This is a genomic window from Mesorhizobium sp. M0954 (assembly GCF_040319155.1).
Taxonomy (GTDB): domain Bacteria; phylum Pseudomonadota; class Alphaproteobacteria; order Rhizobiales; family Rhizobiaceae; genus Mesorhizobium.
This window is the reverse complement of the sequence record NZ_JAMYNR010000007.1, coordinates 232,213-249,847: the sequence shown is the minus strand read 5'-3', so window position 1 is coordinate 249,847 and position 17,635 is coordinate 232,213. Positions and strand designations below refer to the sequence as shown.

Here is a 17,635-nt window from a genome sequence, read left to right as displayed (position 1 = left end):
TCTGGCGCGGATCTCGATCTTTGACACCGACATCTACCGAGCGACTGCTCCCCTACCTCTTTCTGCTTGGGCTGATCGTAATCGCGGTCGCTTTCCGGCCACTGCTGCCCGTCGACGAAACGCGATATCTCAGCGTCACCTGGGAAATGTATCTGAGCGGACAGATCTTCGTCCCGACGATGAATTTCGCGCCCTATCTGCAGAAGCCGCCACTGCTGTTTTGGCTTATCGACCTTGTCTGGAACATTTTCGGCGCCAGCAGGCCGGCGGCGATGCTGGTCATCTTCGCCGCCTCCTCGCTCGTCATCTGGCTGACGACGGCGTTGGCAAAGACCCTGTTTCCGGGCCGCGACGACATCGCGCGGCGCATCCCCTGGCTGGTTGCCGGAAGCAGCGTGTTCGTCATCTATTCGACGCTGATCCTGTTCGACCTGTTGCTGACGGTCTTTGTGCTCGCCGCGCTGTTGTCGTTGATTGCCTTTGCCCGCAGCGGCAACCGCTGGCAGGCCGTTCTGGCCGGGCTGTTCATCGGCATGGGCGTGCTGACGAAAGGCCCAGTGGTGCTGATCCATATCGGCGCGCCCATCCTGTTCTACCCGTTCTGGCGCGACCGGCGGGCGGGACTGACGACACCGAACTTCCTCGCTGGAGTGGGCCTGGCCCTGCTCGCCGCACTAATTCCGGTGGCGATCTGGCTGGTGCCGGCGACCATCCTGACAAAAGGCAATTTCGTTTATGATCTCGTCTGGAACCAGTCGGCGGGGCGCGTCACCGGCAATTTGCGCAATTCGCATGGCCGGCCGTTCTATTTCTATCTGCTGCTGCTGCCCGTCATGTTCATACCGTGGATCTTCATACCCGAGGTGTGGCGGTTGAAGCTGCGCACGCGGATACGCAACCTGATCGACGCGAAGTCGCCGGATCTGCGCGCCTTGCGCCTGCTGTCATTCTCGTTCGTTGCCGTGTTTCTCGTGTTCAGCGCGATATCCGGCAAGCAGCCTCATTATGTCGTGCCGATGTTGCCGTTCGTGGTCATCCTGTTCGGCTATTTCATGGCGGAGATCCCGCTCGCCAGGCTGAAGAGCTCGGCCATCGTCATGCTTGTCATTTTCGGCATCGGCCACGCGGTGGCATCGGCAACCGCGTTCAAACGCTATGATCTGACGCCGCTCGCCAACTTCATCGACGAGCGAAAGGATGCGGACTGGGCCGTGGCTTTCGACTATCAAGGCGAAGTCGGCATCCTGGCCCGGTTGCAAAAGCCATTCGAAAGCACCGACAAACCGGAAGAATGGCTTGGCTCGCATCCCAGCGGCTATGTCATCGACAAGGTTTCCAAGGATCCCGGCACTGCAGGGCAAATCGCGTTCCGGCTTCGCGTCGAACGCGGCTATCTCGTCGTGCTGAAGGGACAGCATTGACGATCGTCACCGGTATGCGAGTTCGTCCCCCGCGCGGGAGATGAAGGCGTTGCTGCTTCGTGGTTCCATCGCTCGATAGAACCGGGAGGTATTCATGCGCAAGCTCATCTCGACGACGCTTTTTGCCTTATCGCTCGCTGTGGCCGGCCTTGCCGCCGATCCGGCATGGAGCTTCAAATGTCAGTCCGGAACGATTGGGCAAGGCAGTTGCTCCTGCTCCGGGACCGCCGACTGCACCGATATGCGGCATTCCAAAATGTGCAAGGGCGACCTGAACTGCGGTTCGGGCAAATGCTCCTGCACGGCCGCATTGGTAGTCGACCCCGGCCCGAAAACCCCCAAGCCCAAGGTCGTCGCGCCGATGGCGACAACCAAAGGCGTCGTGAAGCAGTAGATATCCAATCCGAAAGGACGGCGGCCCGACGTCGCTGGGCCGGCCCGATGTTTCGCGGTTCGTCCCCCGTGCGGGCGATGAACCGCTGTCGAAGAAATGGTGTTGTCTAGCCGGAGGGTGGTTTCCAACCGAAAGAGCGAGGATACCATGTTGAAAACCTGCACGATGCTGTTTTTCTGCCTGATGGCGGCCGCCGCGGCCGCCCAGCCGCCGCCGTCGGGGCCGCCGGTTCCCAGTGCGGCACTTGCCCCATGCAACGCCACACAATCGAACAGGCCCTGCAAAGCCGAACTCGGCGTGTTCCTGATCACCAACACCGTCCGCAACCTGGCGCAAGCCAAGGTCGACGCCACCAACGCACAGCTGGCCGCCCAGGGACGATCATCACGCGCATCGATCGAATCGCTGAAGCAATGGCGGCCGTCGCGCTTTGCGACGCAGATGCTGAACCAGCCGAACAGCTGGTTTGTCAAAGTTCCTTACATCCTGACCATCAAAGTCTCCATCCCGGTGACCTCCGACCGCCACATCGGCATTCCCATAGACGTCAACGTCTTCTGCAGCGGCTGGCAGACCGATTCCAGCCAGGTCATCATTCGCTCGCAACCCGGCCCGGCGAGCTTCGAGGGCGGCAACATCCTCGAAGACGTTTTCAACGTCGGCAACTACATCGACGCTCAGGTTCGCAGCTCGTTTTCGGCACCTCTGCCGGTGACGACGCCGGTTCCAAATTCGAAATGCTCGGCAATAGACGGCTCCGATGCCGGCACGCAGGCCACCGGCGATGATCTCATCTTCTGGACGGTGCCGCGGCGCAACCTGGTGGTGACGGACGCCATAGCCAAGCCGACGGTTGAAGTGACCTTCGACAGCCTCACACGCCTGCCAGCCCGCGACTTCCACAACAGTGTCGTCTATGCGGAATCCGAGGCCATAAACCTCAACGTCTATGCCAATGAGGATGGCCGTCAGAAGGCGCTGACGATGCGCGAAGGCGACGTGGCTGCGCTGAACGTTCCCGCAGTACGGCTGGACGCGCGAAAATACGATTCGCTGGTCGTCATCGGCAATGTCGACCAGCCGCCGAACGACCCCAGAGACAGCGCCTTCGCAGTAGCGGCCAAGACTGCGGGATTCGGTGCCGGTTCCAAGATCATGCAGATCCCGAAGTGGTATTCGAGGCCGCCGGACCAGTTCAATCCCAAGCCTACATGGATCAGAGTTCCCGGCTATGAGCTGCACTATACGGTACGCTATCTCAACAGCGGCGGGCTGGCCGTCGATGGTGGAACCAGTACGGTCCGGCCTCCAAAAGTCGCCGTTCCGATAGAGACGCTCATCAAGCCGAAAACGCCCTGACGCGGCCGCTCGCGGATGACGGCGGCGGTTCAGACCGCTACCGCCTTCCCCCGCGCGGCAGATGCGGCAGCACCGGCATCATGGCCTGATCTTGCCGGAACAAACGCGCCGCTGCGCCACGAGCGAGCGGCGCCATCGATGGAGACAAACGATGCAGCACCTTCCCCTCACCATGCCCGCCGTCAGGATCATTGCGGCAATCTCGCTGCTTGCCTTCCCGAACTTCCTGCCGCCGGTCACGAGCCCGGCGAACGCGCTGCCGGTCAGCCAATCCTGCCGGATCACCACCTATTACAAGACTGCGGCAAAGGCGACGGAGGTTGGCGTGCGCTCGACGTGCCAGGGCGTCAAAAAATGGGGTGTCACCTCGAAATATTACGAGGTGGAAAAAATCGAAGCCGCCACGCCCCCGCACACGTCGGGCGGCGGCGGCAGCCTGCCGTGCGAGTTTCTCGCTGCCGGCTGCTCCAACCTGCCTGAGAAACGCAACTGAGCGCCAGGCAAACGAGCTAGCCGATCGCCTTCTCCAAAACCAGCGCCGGCAATCCCGAGGCGCCGCCGCAATCGGCCGTGTTGCCGGCGGGCAAGAACCCCCTCGAGCGGTAGAAGGCGACAGCCGGAGCATTTGCTTCCTCGACCTCGACACGCAGCGTCCGGGCCTCCGGAAAGCTGGCCTCGATCTCGCCCAGCAGCGCCTGGCCGATGCCTTGCCTCTGCCAGGCAGGATGCACGTAAAGCTGGTTCAGCATGACGATCCTGGCATCCGTGGTAGCGGCGGCGAAAGCCATGCCGCCGATGTTTTTGCCGTCGTCGGCGACCAGGAACTCCGAGTTCGGCCGCGTCAGCCGTGCCTTGAGCGCGGCGATAGAATGCCATTCATCGATGATTTCGCTGACCCGCGGCCCGCCGTAGATGGCATCATAGGTGGCATGCCATGTCTCGACCAGCAATGCGCGCACCGCCGCAAGATCGCGCTCGCCGGCGGTGCGGACGAACATCCTACTCGATCCCGAGCCTGGCCTTGACCAGCTCGTTGACCGCCTGCGGGTTGGCCTTGCCGCCGGTCGCCTTCATCACCTGGCCGACGAACCAGCCGGCCATGGTCGGCTTGGCGCGCGCCTGTTCGACCTTGTCCGGGTTGGCAGCGATCACCTCGTCCACCGCCTTTTCGATGGCGCCGGTATCGGTGACCTGCTTCATGCCGCGGCTTTCGACCAGCTGACGCGGATCGCCGCCCTCGTTCCAGACGATCTCGAACAGATCCTTGGCGATCTTGCCGGAGATGGTGCCTTCCTTGATCAGGTCGATGACCGCGCCGAGCTGATCGGGCGAAACCGGAGCATTTTCAATACTCTTGCCGGCTCTGTTCAACGCACCCAGCAAATCGTTGATGACCCAGTTGGCGGCAAGCTTGCCATCGCGACCGGCGGCCACCTTCTCGAAATAGTCGGCGACCGCCTTTTCCGATACCAGGATCGAGGCGTCGTAGGTCGACAGGCCGAGCGAGGTGATCAGCCGCGCCTTTTTCGCGTCGGGAAGTTCCGGCAGGTCCGTTGCCAACGCGTCGACATAGGCCTGGTCGAATTCCAGCGGCAGAAGGTCGGGATCGGGGAAATAGCGGTAGTCGTGCGCTTCTTCCTTGGAACGCATCGAGCGCGTTTCGCCCTTGTTGGGGTCGAACAGCCGCGTTTCCTGGTCGATCTTGCCGCCGTCCTCCAGGATGGCGATCTGGCGGCGCGCCTCGTAGTCGATGGCCTGGCCGATGAAACGGATGGAGTTGACGTTCTTGATCTCGCAGCGCGTACCGAATTCGCCGCCGGGCCGGCGCACCGAGACGTTGACGTCGGCGCGCAGGGAGCCTTCGTCCATATTGCCATCGCACGTGCCGAGGTAGCGCACGATGGTGCGCAGCTTGGTGACATAGGCCTTGGCTTCATCGGCGGAGCGCATATCCGGCTTGGAGACGATCTCCATCAGCGCCACGCCGGAGCGGTTGAGATCGACATAGGACATCGTCGCATGCTGGTCGTGCATCGACTTGCCGGCGTCCTGCTCCAGGTGCAGGCGCTCGATGCCGACCTCGATGTCCTCGAATTCGCCCTGCCGGTCCGGGCCGACCGAGACGATCACCTTCCCCTCGCCGACGATCGGCTGCTTGAACTGCGAGATCTGGTAGCCCTGCGGCAGGTCGGGATAGAAATAGTTTTTCCTGTCGAAGACCGATTTGTGGTTGATCTCGGCCTTCAGGCCCAGCCCGGTGCGGATCGCCTGCTTGACGCATTCCTCGTTGATGACCGGCAGCATGCCGGGCATCGCCGCGTCGACCAGGCTGACATTGGCGTTGGGCGCGGCGCCGAAAATGGTCGAGGCGCCGGAAAACAGCTTTGCCTGCGAGGTCACCTGCGCGTGGACCTCGAGGCCGATGATGATCTCCCAGTCGCCGGTGGCGCCGGGAACCAGGCGCTTGGCGTCGGGCGTGCGGGTGTCGATAATGCTCATAAGGGCCTGCATATTGAAATTGCGGATATGCGAGAACGCATATTTTGCTGTGCAACTTCGCTAGTGCAAACCGCCAAAAGAGACAAGCGCAAAGCCGCACGCGCCGACGCGGCACAGGCCCGCACCTGCCGCGACGAACTGCGATAGCAGCTTGAAAAATCGACCTGCCGGCAACCCGGCCGCCGTCACCTATGCCGTGGCGATATAGGCCCTGATCTCCTCGGCCTCGCGCTCGACATCCTCGATGCGCCGCTTGACCACGTCGCCGATCGACACGATGCCGTCGAGCAGCCCGTTCTTTTCCACCGGCAGATGGCGGAAGCGGCCCTTGGTCATGATCTCCATGACCTCGTTGACGGTGTGGTTCTCATTGCAGATCTTCACCTTGGGCGTCATCGCCGAGCGGACGGCAAGGTCGAGCGCCGCCGCCCCCTCTTTGGCGAGAACCCGCACCACATCGCGCTCGGAAAGAATGCCGACGATCTTGTGATCGCCGTTGGTGATGACCAGCGCGCCGATCCTGTGTTCGGAAAGCATGCGGATGGCTTCGCTGAGCTTTTCGTTCGGCCCGAGCGTCACCACGTCGTGGCCTTTTGCCTCGAGAATTGCCTTAACAGTCATGGCGTCCTCCTCTGCATTTCCTGCCGGCTCCTGCCCTGGCCGGCTTGCCCTGGGATGAACATGGTGCGCCGCGAACGGTTGCATTTCAAGTGCGGCCGTCTCAGGTCTCCGGCTCGTCCGCCTGCCGGGGCACCTGCTCTCGCCGATCAAAAAACCGCAGGCCGAAAAAGCCGGCAAGAAAGCCGCCAATATGGGCTTCCCAGGCGATCTGGCCGTCAATGCCAGGCGCCAGGCCGAAGAGGCCGGTCGCGAGGTTGATCACCATCCACATGGCGAGAAAGGTGACGACGCCGCGCGAGCGCAGCACCGCCGCCATCGGCAAAGGCTGGCCGGCGAAGGCGGCCTTGCCCGACGATCGGTCGATGCGGAAGCCGTAGCGTGCCGCGGCGCCCATCATGCCGGAAATCGCGCCGGAGGCGCCGACCAGCGGGGCCTCGCCAAGCGGGTGCATGGCCCAGAACAGCGCCACCGCCGCCAGTCCGGTCGCGGCGAAGAACAGGCTGAAGCGCAGCGCGCCGAAGCGGTTGGCCAACGGTGAGCCGAAGGCCGCGAGCCACACCATGTTGATGGCAAGATGGGCAAAGCCGCCATGCAGGAAGGCATAGGTAAAGGGGCTCGAAAACGCGAAGAAATCCAGATCGAAGCGGCCCGAATAGCGGATGGGGACAAAGGCAGCCCGGACAAGCAGTTCGAAATCCTGGTCGTCGGTCAGCCAATAGACCCGGATCAGATGGACCGCGACGCAGATGCCGATCACCGCCAGCACCACGGGCGGCAGGTTGAACACCGGTTCGCGGCGCTCCGGTTCGCGGGCGACAGGCCCGCTCTCGCCCTGCTCGATCTCCGGTGGGCTTTCTGGGTCGCTCATATGGCTTGCACTCAGTCGCTGGATTGGACTTGGCGAGCATGTAGATCACGGCCAACCGAATCACAAACGGCGAATCAGCAGCCCCGAATCAAAAAAGAAGCCGTCCAAGGTTTCCCTTGAACGGCTGGTCGAGCCCCCTTGCTCCCCCTGAACTCTTGACTGAAGTGCTGCCGATCGTCGCAAAACGACCGCTTCTGGAGTGGTTTTGGTGTGCCACAGGCCTGGCCGGCGCGCAACGTAAACCAGTTGTTAACCTTAACCGCCCCGACCCGTGAACAAGTATTAACGATGCTGGCACGCATCCTGCTCCGCAACGCATGTAGGTCTTCGGAGGGCGCCCTTCTGTTCACCGATGGGACATCAGAAGACAGAATGCGCGGAGCAGCATTAGCATGAACCAGACCGGATCGATCACGCTGTTCCATTATTGGAACCGGTTGCGTGACGGACGCCCTGCCCCGAAGCGCTCGGAAGTCGAACCCGCCGACATCAAGTCGCTGCTGGCCGACACGTTCATCCTGGAAAAGGACACGCGCGGCGAAGCGGTGTTCCGGCTCGCCGGCACCAGGCTCTGCGCGGTCTATGGCCGCGAACTCAAGGGGTTTTCATTCCCTTCGCTGTGGCGCGAGAAGGACCAGCGGCTGATCTCGAAGCTGACCGATGGCGTCTTCGACCTGAAATCGGTGGTGCTCATCACCTATGAAGGTTTCAGCCGCAGCGGCCGTTCCAACAGGTTCGAGCTGCTCGCGCTGCCGCTCGACGGCGGTGTCGAGAGCCCGCGCTGCCTCGGCGTGATAAGCGCCGTCGAAAAGCCCTTCTGGCTGGGCGCCGACCCGGTTCTCGACGCCTTGATCGATTCGATCCGCGTCGTCGATCCCGACAAGGAGCCGATGTTCCCGGGGAACCGTCCGGCGATCGAGGTTCCCTCGCTCGCCCCATCGGAATTCGACCCGCCCGAGACGATTTCGGCGCTCGGCCAGGCCCGCCGCATCCGTCACCTGGTCGTCTTCGACGGCGGACGCGAGGAATGATGCCCAATGCTTAAAGCAACAGCGCCGGGCTTTCCCCTTTGTTAACCTGCTTTGTTGTACTTTTCCGCTGAAATTCCCCGCATCCATGCGCGGAATGCCGAACGGGGTATGGCAGTGATGAGGTCAGCGGCGGTCGACCATGCGCCGTCCCAAGCTGAAAGGCGTAACTTTCAGCGCGTCCGCGTGAAAATTTACGGACGCTTCATGCTGGAAGACCGCACCGAACATCCCTGCCAGGTGGTCGACATGTCGCCCGGCAACGTCGCGCTGCGCACCGAGCGCGCCGGCCTGGCTGGCGAAAAGGTCATTGCCTATATCGATCACATCGGCCGCATCGAAGGCGTCATCACCCGCACTTTGCAGGATGGCTTTGCGATGACCGTCATCGCGTCGGACCGCAAGAGGGACAAGCTCGCCGCGCAACTGACCTGGCTTGCCAACAAGCACGAGCTCGACCTGCCGGAAGACCGCCGCCATGAACGCGTGGCGCCGCGCAACCCGACGAGCGTGCTGCAGCTTGCCGACGGGCGCCAGTACCAGTGCCGCATCATCGACCTGTCGCTGTCTGGCGCGGCGATCGAGATCGACGTCAAGCCGGCCATCGGCGTCCAGGTGATGCTGGGCACCATGCGCGGCCAGATAGTGCGCCATTTCGAAGATGGCGTCGCCATCGAGTTCGCCGTCATCCAGCGGCCGGAAACGCTCGACACTGAATTCAGCTCGTCGCGCGGCTGACGCGGAAGCGTTAGCCCCATCGGGAAGAGAGGCTGGCGATCCTTTGCGCCCCCCTCTGTCTTGCCCTCTTTGCCACCACTTGGCATCTCCCTCACGAGGGGGGAGATCGGCTTTCAAAACGGCTTTCACCAATCTCAAGCGTCCCAGGAATGAGCGGAACGCCGGAACTGCCAATCTCCCCGCTTGTGGGGGAGATGTCCGGCAGGACAGAGGGGGGCGCTGTCCCGCTGTCGCGGATGCACCCGAAGGGCACCCTAACAATTCTATACTCAATTGCGTCAAATTTTATGTTTATTCTACTGGCGTTTTACTTAATGTCTACTTCGCGCTTTTGCGTCAAATAAATCCAGCCGTGTCATTGTCTCCTCAAACGGGGAGACTGAATAATGAACAGGATGAGGGGCAAGCTGTTGCTGGCGGCAATAGCGATGCAGCTTTTCGGTTGGGGGACTGTAAACGCGGCGGAGCCGGCCTTCATGCACACCGGCGGCCGCACCACGCAGCCGGTCGGACACTACGAATTGTGCCAGCAGCTTCCGCAGGAATGCAATCAGAGGACGCCTGGCCGGGCACCCGTCGAGCTGACCCGCAAGCTGTGGGCGACGATCGTCAAGATCAACAATTCGGTCAACAGCAGGGTCGCGCCGCGCACCGACATGGAAATGTGGGGCAAGGAGGAAGTCTGGTCCTTTCCCAATAGCGGCTTCGGCGACTGCGAGGACTATGCGCTGGAAAAGCGCCGCGAGCTGATGAGCATCGGCGTGCCGGCCGGCGATCTGCTGATGACGGTGGTGCGCCAGCGCAATGGTGACGGCCATGCGGTGCTGACCGTGCGCACCAGCCTTGGCGAGTTCATCCTCGACAATCTCCAGCCCAAGGTGCTGTCCTGGACCAATACCGGCTACACCTACCTGAAGCGCCAGTCCGAGCGGAATTCCGGCGCCTGGGTGACGATCAACGACGGCCGCTCCGACGCGGTCGCCAGCGTCCGCTGAGGACGCCAAGGCATGTCGCCCAAAAGTGCGTAGCGGTTTTGGGATAACGACATGCATAAAACAGAGGTTAAGTGCGTCGCATGACTTCGCGCTTTAGGAGAAACCCGGTCGAGTCCCCACCCTCCCCGTCCCCAACGACCGGGTTTAAGGAGCCGGCCCCGTCCCCGGGCCGGCTCCACCATTTTTGGGGAGCGTTTCGGACATCCGGACAGACAGCGGCTATCTTCCACGAAACTCTAGAGCCAAGCAGTTCCCATGATGCCAGTGACATCAGAGACCGCGATCCTAAGCGACACAGTGGGAAGCAGTATCCTTTTTGTGGTTCTCTCCTCGGCCACATTCTACTGCGTTCGTGAACTCGTGTCTGCGTGGAGAACAGGCTCCATTCGGTCAAAAACTGGACTCGTTCTGCGAAGCTCAGATCTTCTGATTTTCCGGCGGCTGGTTCGCGCGATCGCCTTCGCAGTTGCTTTACTTACACTTTGCCTTTTTGCTGTCACCGCCGAACTTATGCGGCATATGTTCGGTATCAGCGAGCTACGGGTGGGAGCGGCAATCGCTGTCTTAACTCTCTTTTTTCTGGTGGCTTTGGCTGCCAAGTTTAGTCGATGAGAAGCGCCGGTTACAGTTATCTCGGCTTTGCCTCCAACTGCGCTTCGTCATCCAAGCTGTCTCACGATCGTTTGTGGGATACGAGCTGCCGTTTGCCGTCGAAACGCTGTTACTTGCCCCTGATACGGAACGCGTCGACAAAGGCGGAAAACGCCGGAGAGGGATGGCGCCGGCTTGGATAGTACAGGTGGTAACCCTGGAACGTTGGGCACCATTTGGTCAGGACTTCCTGGAGAAGGCCACTCTCAATGTGAGGAAGGACGAGTTCGCGCGGCAGATAGGCCAAGCCCACTCCGTCAAGCGCGGCCTGGATCGCCGGCCCCATGTTGTTAAGCGTCAGTTGTCCCTCGACCCGAGCATTGAACTCGCGCGCTCCTTCCCGCAATTCCCAGGCATAGACCGATCCTGACGTCGGCAGCCGGTAGTTGATGCAGTTATGGTCGGTCAGCTCCTGCGGCGTCTCCGGCGGTGTCCGGTGGGCGAAGTAATGGGGTGAGCCGACCACAGTGTAGGTCACGTCGGCTCCGATGCGCACGGCTACCATATCCCGGGCAATGGACTCGCCCAGACGCACGCCGGCATCGAACTGGCGCTCGACGATGTTGGTGAAGGCGTTGTCGACCACCAACTCGACATTGATATCGGGGAAGTCGCTCAGGAACTTTGGCAGCCGGGCGCGGAAGACAATGTCGACCGAATCATCGGTGCACACCAGGCGAATGTTGCCGGACGGCCTGTCGCGAAGGACGCCGAGAGCGCTGACCTCAGCCGCGATGCCTTCGAAATGCGGTTCGATGCCTTCCTTGAGGCGTTGACCGGCCGCCGTCGGGGCCACGTCGCGCGTGGTGCGAGACAGAAGACGGACGCCAAGCCGCGACTCCAGCGACTTGATGGTGTGGCTAAGGGCCGAAGGAGTGACCCCGAGCTTGGCGGCTGCTCGGGTGAAGCTCCGCGTCCGGGTGATCTCCAGGAACGCGCGCATTTCGGCGAACTCGTCGCGTGGCATTGATGAGCCTCATTCACAACCACATCAAAATTATACCCGCTAGTCGCATTTGGCCAGCCCGACTACTTAGTTCGGAAACGGACAGGAGACTGCCTTATGACCATCGATTTCGTGCTGGACGGGGCCACTGCTGCTGACAGCGGGACGACCCCATGGTCTGCGGTGGTCTGCCTGTCGCTGCTGACCTTCCTTCTGGTCGGACTGGAGTTCCTCCCGGTGAGCCTGCTCACCCCGATCGCTCAGGATCTGGCCGTCTCCGAGGGTCAGGCAGGCCAGGCAATCGCGGTATCCGGATTCTTCGCCGTGGTTACCAGCCTCTTCGGCAACTCGCTGTTGCGAAACGTCGATCGACGGACGGTGGTTCTGGTCTATACGGCAGTGCTGGCCGCATCGAGCCTGGCGGTGGCGCTTGCTCCCAACTTCCTGGTCTTCCTGGCCGGGCGGGCGCTGGTGGGCATCGCGATCGGCGGTTTCTGGTCACTGTCGACGGCCATTCTGGCCCGCCTGGCCGCGGGACCCGACCTGCCCAAGGCCATTGCCTTGCTCCAGGGTGGCACTGCCTTCGCATTGGTGATCGCCGCGCCCGTCGGCAGCTTCCTCGGATCGCTGATCGGATGGCGGGGAACGTTTTTCGTCACTGTCCCCATCGGCCTTGCGGCGCTCGTGTGGCAGTTGGCCGTTCTCCCGAAGATGCCGCCGATAGAGATCGCCTCGGTGTCGAGCATGTTCGGCCTGCTGCGGAATCGCAGATTCGCCATCGGCATGGGCGCGACCGGGCTCGCTTTCATCGGGCAGAACGCGCTCTCGATCTATCTGCGGCCGTTTCTGGAAAACGTGACGGGCCTTGAGGTCAACACCCTCTCACTGGCTCTATTGGGCGTCGGCCTCGGTGGCGTGGCGGGACTGTCGATTGTCGGCTTCATACTCCGGCGGCACCTCACAGCCGTGCTGATCGGGCTGCCGAGTGCACTCGCGGTCTTCGCTCTACTGCTGATTGCCTTTGGACCGTTTGCACGCGCCACGGCCGGCCTGCTGGTTCTTTGGGGACTGTTCGCTACCCCGATCCCGGTGGCGTGGAACACCTGGATGAGCACGCTCATCCCTGAAGACCTGGAGGCCGGGGGCGGACTCCAGGTCGCCCTGATCCAGTTCGCGATCGCAGGCGGCGCTATTGCAGGAGGCCTGCTGTTCGACGTGGCCGGCTGGTGGAGCGCCTTCCTTCTCGCCGCCGTCCTGCTCACGGGATCGGCCTTGCTCGCCGCCTCGGCCGGCCCCCGCACCTGAACTCTTTCAATTCTTGTCAAGGAGAATCTCATGTCCGAAGGAATCGAGAACAAGGTCGTCGTCATCACCGGTGCCAGCAGCGGCCTCGGTGAAGCGACGGCACGCCATCTTGCCGCACGAGGCGCTTCCGTGGTCCTGGGTGCACGGCGGTCACACCGCATCGACGCCCTTGTCCAGGAACTGACCGGCGCTGGGCACAAAGCCAAGGCCGTTACTACGGACGTCACCGATGCCGGCCAGGTCCAGAACCTGGTGAACACGGCGGTCCGGGAATTCGGCCGCATCGACGTGATGCTCAACAATGCGGGCCTCATGCCGTTGGCCCCGCTCGAACGGCTCAAGGTCGACGAATGGGACCGGATGATCGACGTCAACATCAAGGGCGTCCTTTACGGCATCGCGGCCGCGCTTCCGTACATGAAGGAGCAGCGATCGGGGCACATTATCAATGTCTCGTCCGTATACGGCCATGTGGTCGACCCGGGTGCGGCGGTCTATTGCGCCACCAAGTTCGCGGTGCGTGCGCTATCCGAGGGTCTGCGGAAAGAGGTGAAACCCTACAATATCCGCACCACGGTGATCTCGCCGGGCGCTGTCAGCACAGAGTTGCTCGAGCATATCAGCGAGAAGGATATCCAGCAGGGGACCAGGGACTTCGTGAGCAAGATCGCCGTGGGGCCAGATACGTTTGCCCGAACGGTCGCCTTCGCGATCAACGAGCCCGACGACGTCGATATCAACGAGATCTTGTTCCGGCCGACCGCCCAGCCGGTTTGACTTGGAAGGGGTTATGCTTCGATATCTTGAGGCCCGGCTCCGCCATTTCCGGGTCGGCTAGACCTTCCTCAGCCCCGCCCTGAACCGCCTGCCGTTTGCCACATAATGCGCGGCCGAGGCGCGCAGCCTGGCGACTGCGTCCTCGTCGAGCATCCTGACGACGCGCGCGGGCGAGCCGACGATCAGCGAATTGTCGGGAAATTGCTTGCCTTCGGTGACCAGCGCGCCGGCACCGACCAGCGAGTTGTTGCCGATCTTCGCCCCATTCAGCACGATGGCGCCCATGCCGATCAGGCTGTTGTCGCCGATCGTGCATCCGTGCAGCAAGGCACGGTGGCCGATCGTGCAGCCTTGGCCGACGGTCAGCGGAAAGCCGGCGTCGGTGTGCATGATTGTGTGCTCCTGCACGTTTGTGTCGGCGCCGACGACGATCGGCTCGTCGTCGCCGCGGACGACGACGCCGAACCAGAAGCCGGCATTGCGGCCGATCCTGATATTGCCGATCAGGGTGGCATCGGGCGCGATCCAGTTGCTGTCGGCGTCCTCGAAGGCGGGCGCTTTTCCGTCAATCGCGTAGATCGGCATTGCTGTCTCCAGATCGTCTCACACCGACAAGCTGCCAGACCCTAGAAGCGAAGCCGCCCAGGACGCAATGGCGATCACCACCATGCCCAGCGCCAGCGCCCAGATGGTCGCCGTACAGCCGCAGGAGATCAGCCCCAGCACCGAGATGCGACGCTCGCGCCAGGCGTCCAGCGCCTCGTTGGCGAACATCAGCGGCCCGGCGCAAGCCGTCGCGGCGAGTGAGCGCAGCATGTGCTTCGACGATACATAGGGCTGGACGAAGGCAAGCCTGCGGCCGGCGATCAGCTCCATCGCCGATCCGGCCAGGCCGCAAGCCGTCAGCCCAGCCATAAAACTGAATATGATTTGTTCGACCGGGCCCATCTTTACCCTCCGTTTACCATGAAATCGCACAGTCGCCCGCAAAGCTGCGAAGCAAGAGCCGTGCCGCGCCGAGATGTGCCGTTCAGGTACACCCGATGGGACGGCAAATGAGGGTCGCGATGAAGCAGGCAGCCGCCACTGAGGGCCCGCAACTCAGCGTCGTCGATTCGACGCTGATGAGGCGGGTGTTTTATGCATTCGCGACGCTGGCGCTGCTTTCGGTGGCGATCAGCCTCGGCGGCAAATGGTTCGGCCGCTCGATCGCCATGGCCGGGTACACCGACGACACCACGGTCCACAGGGTCGTCATCGGCAACAACGTCATCGCCGTGCCGGCCAATGTCATCCGCTTTGCCCAGGCCCGGCGCGACGGCATCGCCTCGCGACTCGACCTCTATCTGCGCTATCCCGAGATGGACGGCTACAGCGAGGCTGCCCGCAACGACTTCAACCACACCGGACCCAGCAAGGACATCGTCTTCCTGTCGTTCGAGCCGCAGATGATGTCGCGCGACATGAGCGGCCGCTTCGCGCCGATCTACAGCGCGCTGATCGCCAAGCCGGGTACGCCCGGCCCTGGCGGCACCACGCTTTACGCCTTCAGCGAAAAATCAGGCTATCTCAACGAAGTGCTGGCGGTCGCCGATCGCCCCGGCAAGGATCCGTTCGTCGCACGCTGCCTGAGCGGCCCGAGCGCGGACGAATCGGTGGCGCCCTGCGAACGCGACATCCTGGTCGGCGACAATCTCAGCCTCACCTACCGCTTCCCCCGGGAATTCCTGGGCGACTGGCAGGGGCTCGACGCGGCGATTTCTGCCGAAGCAGCGCGTGTGCAGAAGACCGGGCGATAAGCAACGAAACGAGCCGTTCCGTAGCGATCCTTCGCGCCCCTCTCTGTCCTGCCGGACATCTCCCCCACGAGGGGGGAGATCGGCCATCATCTTGGCTTTCGCCAATCTCCAATGTTGCAAGAAGAGCGCGGCGCCGAGGCTGCCCATCTCCCCCCTCCTGGGGGAGATGGGCAGGCCAGAGGGGCGCTGTCCCACCGGCGTCCTGCAAGGTTCCGTACCGCCGCAGCACTTGAGGCGTAGCGGGCAGCTAAACTCCCAGCTCAGGCCAGATCGATGTCGAGGATCGCCATCGAGAAATTATAGTCGCCGTCGTCCTCGTCCTTGAAGACGATGCCAAGGAACTCGTCTCCGACATAGACCTCGGCCGAATCTTCCTTGCGCGGCCGCGCCTTCACTTCGAGTTTAGGGTTCTGGAAGGTGCGCTTGAAATAGGCATCCAGCTTTCTGATTTCGTCCGGCTTCAACAGTCTTCTCCGATCGTCGGCTTCATCGTTTGAGCGCGCTTCTGGCACGTCGACAATGGCCATGTAAAGGCAAGCCGGCATGGGGGGCAGGAATTCAGCCCCTGCCCGAGCACTCAGATGTCGAAGCTGACGACGTGGTCCATCGTCTGCGATGGCAACAGCTGGTCCATCTGCCGCGAAGGCTGGTCGCAGCCGGTCTCGCCGACGACGCGGGCCGGCACGCCGGCAACCGTCTTGTTGTGCGGTACCGGCGACAGCACCACCGAGCCGGCCGCGATCTTCGAGCAATGGCCGATCTCGATGTTGCCGAGGATCTTGGCGCCGGCGCCGATCAGCACGCCGTAGCGGATCTTGGGATGGCGGTCGCCGCCGGCCTTGCCGGTGCCGCCCAGCGTCACGCCGTGCAGGATCGAGACGTCGTCCTCGATCACCGCCGTCTGGCCGACGACGAGGCCGGTGGCGTGGTCGAGGAAGATGCCCTTGCCGATGCGGGCAGCCGGATTGATGTCGGTCTGGAACACCGAGGACGACCGGCTCTGCAAATACAGCGCGAAGTCCTGACGGCCCTGGTTCCACAGCCAATGCGCCAGCCGGTGCGTCTGGATGGCGTGAAAACCCTTGAAGTAGAGCACCGGCATGATGAAGCGGTCGCATGCCGGATCACGGTCGTAATAGGCCTGGATATCGACGCGCACCGTCGTCGACCAGTCCTTGTCGTCGGCCGCCATCGCCTTGAACGTCTGGCGGATGAGGTCGGAGCCGATGTCCTGGTGGGCGAGGCGCTCGGCCAGCCGGTGAATGACCGCTTCTTCCAGGTTTTCCTGATTGAGGATGGTCGAATAGAGGAACGCCGCCAGCAGCGGATCGCGGTTGACCGCTTCCATCGCCTCGTCGCGGATCGAACGCCAGATCGGATCTACCGGCTGCACCCTGGTGGGACGGGAAATCGTAACGCTGTTCATCTGATGTCTCCGGCCATCCAATGTCTCGGCCATTCAATGTCTCGGTTGGCGGCTTGCCTATTCTCCGGCCGCACCTATAAGCCAGATCATAGCACGGGTGAACTCAATTTTCCTTAGTGCTTGGTGAAATGGATTTGGTTGGCGGAATTTCAAGCAGCCATGGAAAACGCAACCTTGATGGACGAGACCCTGAAGCGCGAGCTTTCCGCGCTCTATGAGGCCGAAGATCGCCACTACCACGACCTTGGCCACATCGAGGCGATGCTGGCGCTGGCCAATGATTACAAGGCGTTGTTGCATGATCCTGAAGCAGTCGAGGCAGCGATCTGGTTTCACGACGCGATCTACGACAGCCGCGCCAAGGACAATGAGGCGAGGAGTGCCGCACTTGCCGAGGAAAAGCTCGCCGGTCGCGCCGATGCACAACGCCTCGGCCACATCGCGGCGATGATCACTGCCACCGCCGGCCACGAATTGCCGCCCCTTGGCGACCAGCATTCGGTTCGCGACGCGGCGCTGTTCCTCGACATGGACCTGGCGATCCTGGGTGCTGCGCCCGAGGCGTTCGACGCTTATGAACAGGCGGTCCGCCGCGAATATAAGTGGGTCGATGAGCCGATGTGGCGGGCCGGCCGTGCCGCAGTGCTAGAGGGCTTCCTCGCGCGTCCGCATATCTTCCACAGCGAGGAATTCCGCCGGCGCTTCGAAACCCAGGCCCGGCATAACATGGCGCGCTCGCTCAGGGCGCTGGGGCACAGCCCGCGCCGATCGTAGCCCGAAGCGTCGGCCACTTGCGTCCGGAAGATTT

The 17,635-nt window shown here is 62.4% G+C and carries 20 protein-coding genes; 11 read left to right on the top strand and 9 right to left on the bottom strand.

What is annotated here, in order from left to right:
• Positions 1-20 precede the first annotated feature (20 nt).
• The 4 genes from NKH93_RS12535 to NKH93_RS12520 all read left to right on the top strand — a co-directional run bounded on the left by NKH93_RS12535 (position 21) and on the right by NKH93_RS12520 (position 3,667).
• Positions 21-1,421, top strand: coding sequence for an ArnT family glycosyltransferase (locus tag NKH93_RS12535; protein ID WP_352970526.1), 1,401 nt, complete (start codon positions 21-23; stop codon positions 1,419-1,421).
• Between the two features lie 94 nt (positions 1,422-1,515).
• Entirely contained in the window at positions 1,516-1,815 is a 300-nt protein-coding gene (locus NKH93_RS12530; protein WP_352570904.1) for a hypothetical protein, read from the top strand.
• A gap of 150 nt (positions 1,816-1,965) precedes the next feature.
• Positions 1,966-3,174: a hypothetical protein gene (locus NKH93_RS12525; RefSeq protein ID WP_352970524.1), complete on the top strand. Its 1,209-nt coding sequence runs from the start codon at positions 1,966-1,968 to the stop codon at positions 3,172-3,174.
• Between the two features lie 151 nt (positions 3,175-3,325).
• A complete protein-coding gene (locus NKH93_RS12520) occupies positions 3,326-3,667 on the top strand; it encodes a hypothetical protein (protein ID WP_352501642.1) in 342 nt (113 codons plus the stop codon).
• Positions 3,668-3,683: 16 nt separating this feature from the next.
• On the opposite strand, the gene NKH93_RS12515 is transcribed toward NKH93_RS12520, so the two are convergent.
• The 4 genes from NKH93_RS12515 to NKH93_RS12500 form a co-directional block, all read right to left on the bottom strand.
• Positions 3,684-4,172: a GNAT family N-acetyltransferase gene (locus NKH93_RS12515; protein WP_352970522.1), complete on the bottom strand. Its 489-nt coding sequence runs from the start codon at positions 4,170-4,172 to the stop codon at positions 3,684-3,686.
• A gap of 1 nt (position 4,173) precedes the next feature.
• Positions 4,174-5,673, bottom strand: coding sequence for an Asp-tRNA(Asn)/Glu-tRNA(Gln) amidotransferase subunit GatB (gene gatB / locus NKH93_RS12510; protein ID WP_352970520.1), 1,500 nt, complete (start codon positions 5,671-5,673; stop codon positions 4,174-4,176).
• Positions 5,674-5,862: 189 nt separating this feature from the next.
• Entirely contained in the window at positions 5,863-6,294 is a 432-nt protein-coding gene (locus tag NKH93_RS12505; RefSeq protein WP_023674810.1) for a CBS domain-containing protein, read from the bottom strand.
• A gap of 100 nt (positions 6,295-6,394) precedes the next feature.
• A complete protein-coding gene (locus tag NKH93_RS12500) occupies positions 6,395-7,162 on the bottom strand; it encodes a rhomboid family intramembrane serine protease (protein ID WP_352614202.1) in 768 nt (255 codons plus the stop codon).
• Between the two features lie 392 nt (positions 7,163-7,554).
• Between NKH93_RS12500 and NKH93_RS12495 the strand changes: the two genes are divergently transcribed.
• The 3 genes from NKH93_RS12495 to NKH93_RS12485 all read left to right on the top strand — a co-directional run bounded on the left by NKH93_RS12495 (position 7,555) and on the right by NKH93_RS12485 (position 9,923).
• Positions 7,555-8,193 carry a PAS domain-containing protein gene (locus NKH93_RS12495; RefSeq protein WP_023674809.1) on the top strand — a complete coding sequence of 213 codons (639 nt, stop codon included), beginning with the start codon at positions 7,555-7,557 and terminating at the stop codon, positions 8,191-8,193.
• Between the two features lie 117 nt (positions 8,194-8,310).
• Positions 8,311-8,928: a PilZ domain-containing protein gene (locus NKH93_RS12490; protein ID WP_352702380.1), complete on the top strand. Its 618-nt coding sequence runs from the start codon at positions 8,311-8,313 to the stop codon at positions 8,926-8,928.
• 395 nt (positions 8,929-9,323) lie between these two features.
• Positions 9,324-9,923 (top strand): transglutaminase-like cysteine peptidase, encoded by a 600-nt coding sequence (locus tag NKH93_RS12485; RefSeq protein ID WP_352451124.1) that lies wholly within the window; start codon positions 9,324-9,326, stop codon positions 9,921-9,923.
• Between the two features lie 721 nt (positions 9,924-10,644).
• Here NKH93_RS12485 and NKH93_RS12480 read toward each other — a convergent pair.
• Positions 10,645-11,541: a LysR family transcriptional regulator gene (locus NKH93_RS12480; protein ID WP_352541384.1), complete on the bottom strand. Its 897-nt coding sequence runs from the start codon at positions 11,539-11,541 to the stop codon at positions 10,645-10,647.
• Between the two features lie 96 nt (positions 11,542-11,637).
• Here NKH93_RS12480 and NKH93_RS12475 point away from each other — a divergent pair, with 96 nt between their 5' ends.
• A complete protein-coding gene (locus NKH93_RS12475) occupies positions 11,638-12,825 on the top strand; it encodes an MFS transporter (protein WP_352541385.1) in 1,188 nt (395 codons plus the stop codon).
• A gap of 30 nt (positions 12,826-12,855) precedes the next feature.
• On the top strand, positions 12,856-13,602 hold the full coding sequence (locus NKH93_RS12470; protein ID WP_352472745.1) for an SDR family oxidoreductase: 747 nt from the start codon (positions 12,856-12,858) through the stop codon (positions 13,600-13,602).
• A 57-nt stretch (positions 13,603-13,659) separates the two neighbouring features.
• Here NKH93_RS12470 and NKH93_RS12465 read toward each other — a convergent pair whose 3' ends face one another.
• Both NKH93_RS12465 and NKH93_RS12460 read right to left on the bottom strand, forming a co-directional pair.
• Positions 13,660-14,187: a gamma carbonic anhydrase family protein gene (locus tag NKH93_RS12465; protein ID WP_352472744.1), complete on the bottom strand. Its 528-nt coding sequence runs from the start codon at positions 14,185-14,187 to the stop codon at positions 13,660-13,662.
• A gap of 18 nt (positions 14,188-14,205) precedes the next feature.
• Complete coding sequence (locus NKH93_RS12460) at positions 14,206-14,550, bottom strand: DUF6949 family protein (RefSeq protein ID WP_254817711.1); 345 nt, start codon at positions 14,548-14,550, stop codon at positions 14,206-14,208.
• A gap of 119 nt (positions 14,551-14,669) precedes the next feature.
• Between NKH93_RS12460 and NKH93_RS12455 the strand changes: the two genes are divergently transcribed.
• Positions 14,670-15,401, top strand: a complete 732-nt coding sequence (locus NKH93_RS12455) for a hypothetical protein (protein ID WP_352970516.1) — start codon at positions 14,670-14,672, stop codon at positions 15,399-15,401.
• Between the two features lie 260 nt (positions 15,402-15,661).
• On the opposite strand, the gene NKH93_RS12450 is transcribed toward NKH93_RS12455, so the two are convergent.
• Entirely contained in the window at positions 15,662-15,865 is a 204-nt protein-coding gene (locus NKH93_RS12450) for a DUF3126 family protein (protein ID WP_023674799.1), read from the bottom strand.
• A 113-nt stretch (positions 15,866-15,978) separates the two neighbouring features.
• Positions 15,979-16,827 carry a serine O-acetyltransferase gene (cysE, locus tag NKH93_RS12445; protein WP_023717455.1) on the bottom strand — a complete coding sequence of 283 codons (849 nt, stop codon included), beginning with the start codon at positions 16,825-16,827 and terminating at the stop codon, positions 15,979-15,981.
• Positions 16,828-16,986: 159 nt separating this feature from the next.
• Between cysE and NKH93_RS12440 the strand changes: the two genes are divergently transcribed.
• Positions 16,987-17,601 carry an HD domain-containing protein gene (locus tag NKH93_RS12440; protein ID WP_352472742.1) on the top strand — a complete coding sequence of 205 codons (615 nt, stop codon included), beginning with the start codon at positions 16,987-16,989 and terminating at the stop codon, positions 17,599-17,601.
• Positions 17,602-17,635: the final 34 nt, after the last annotated feature.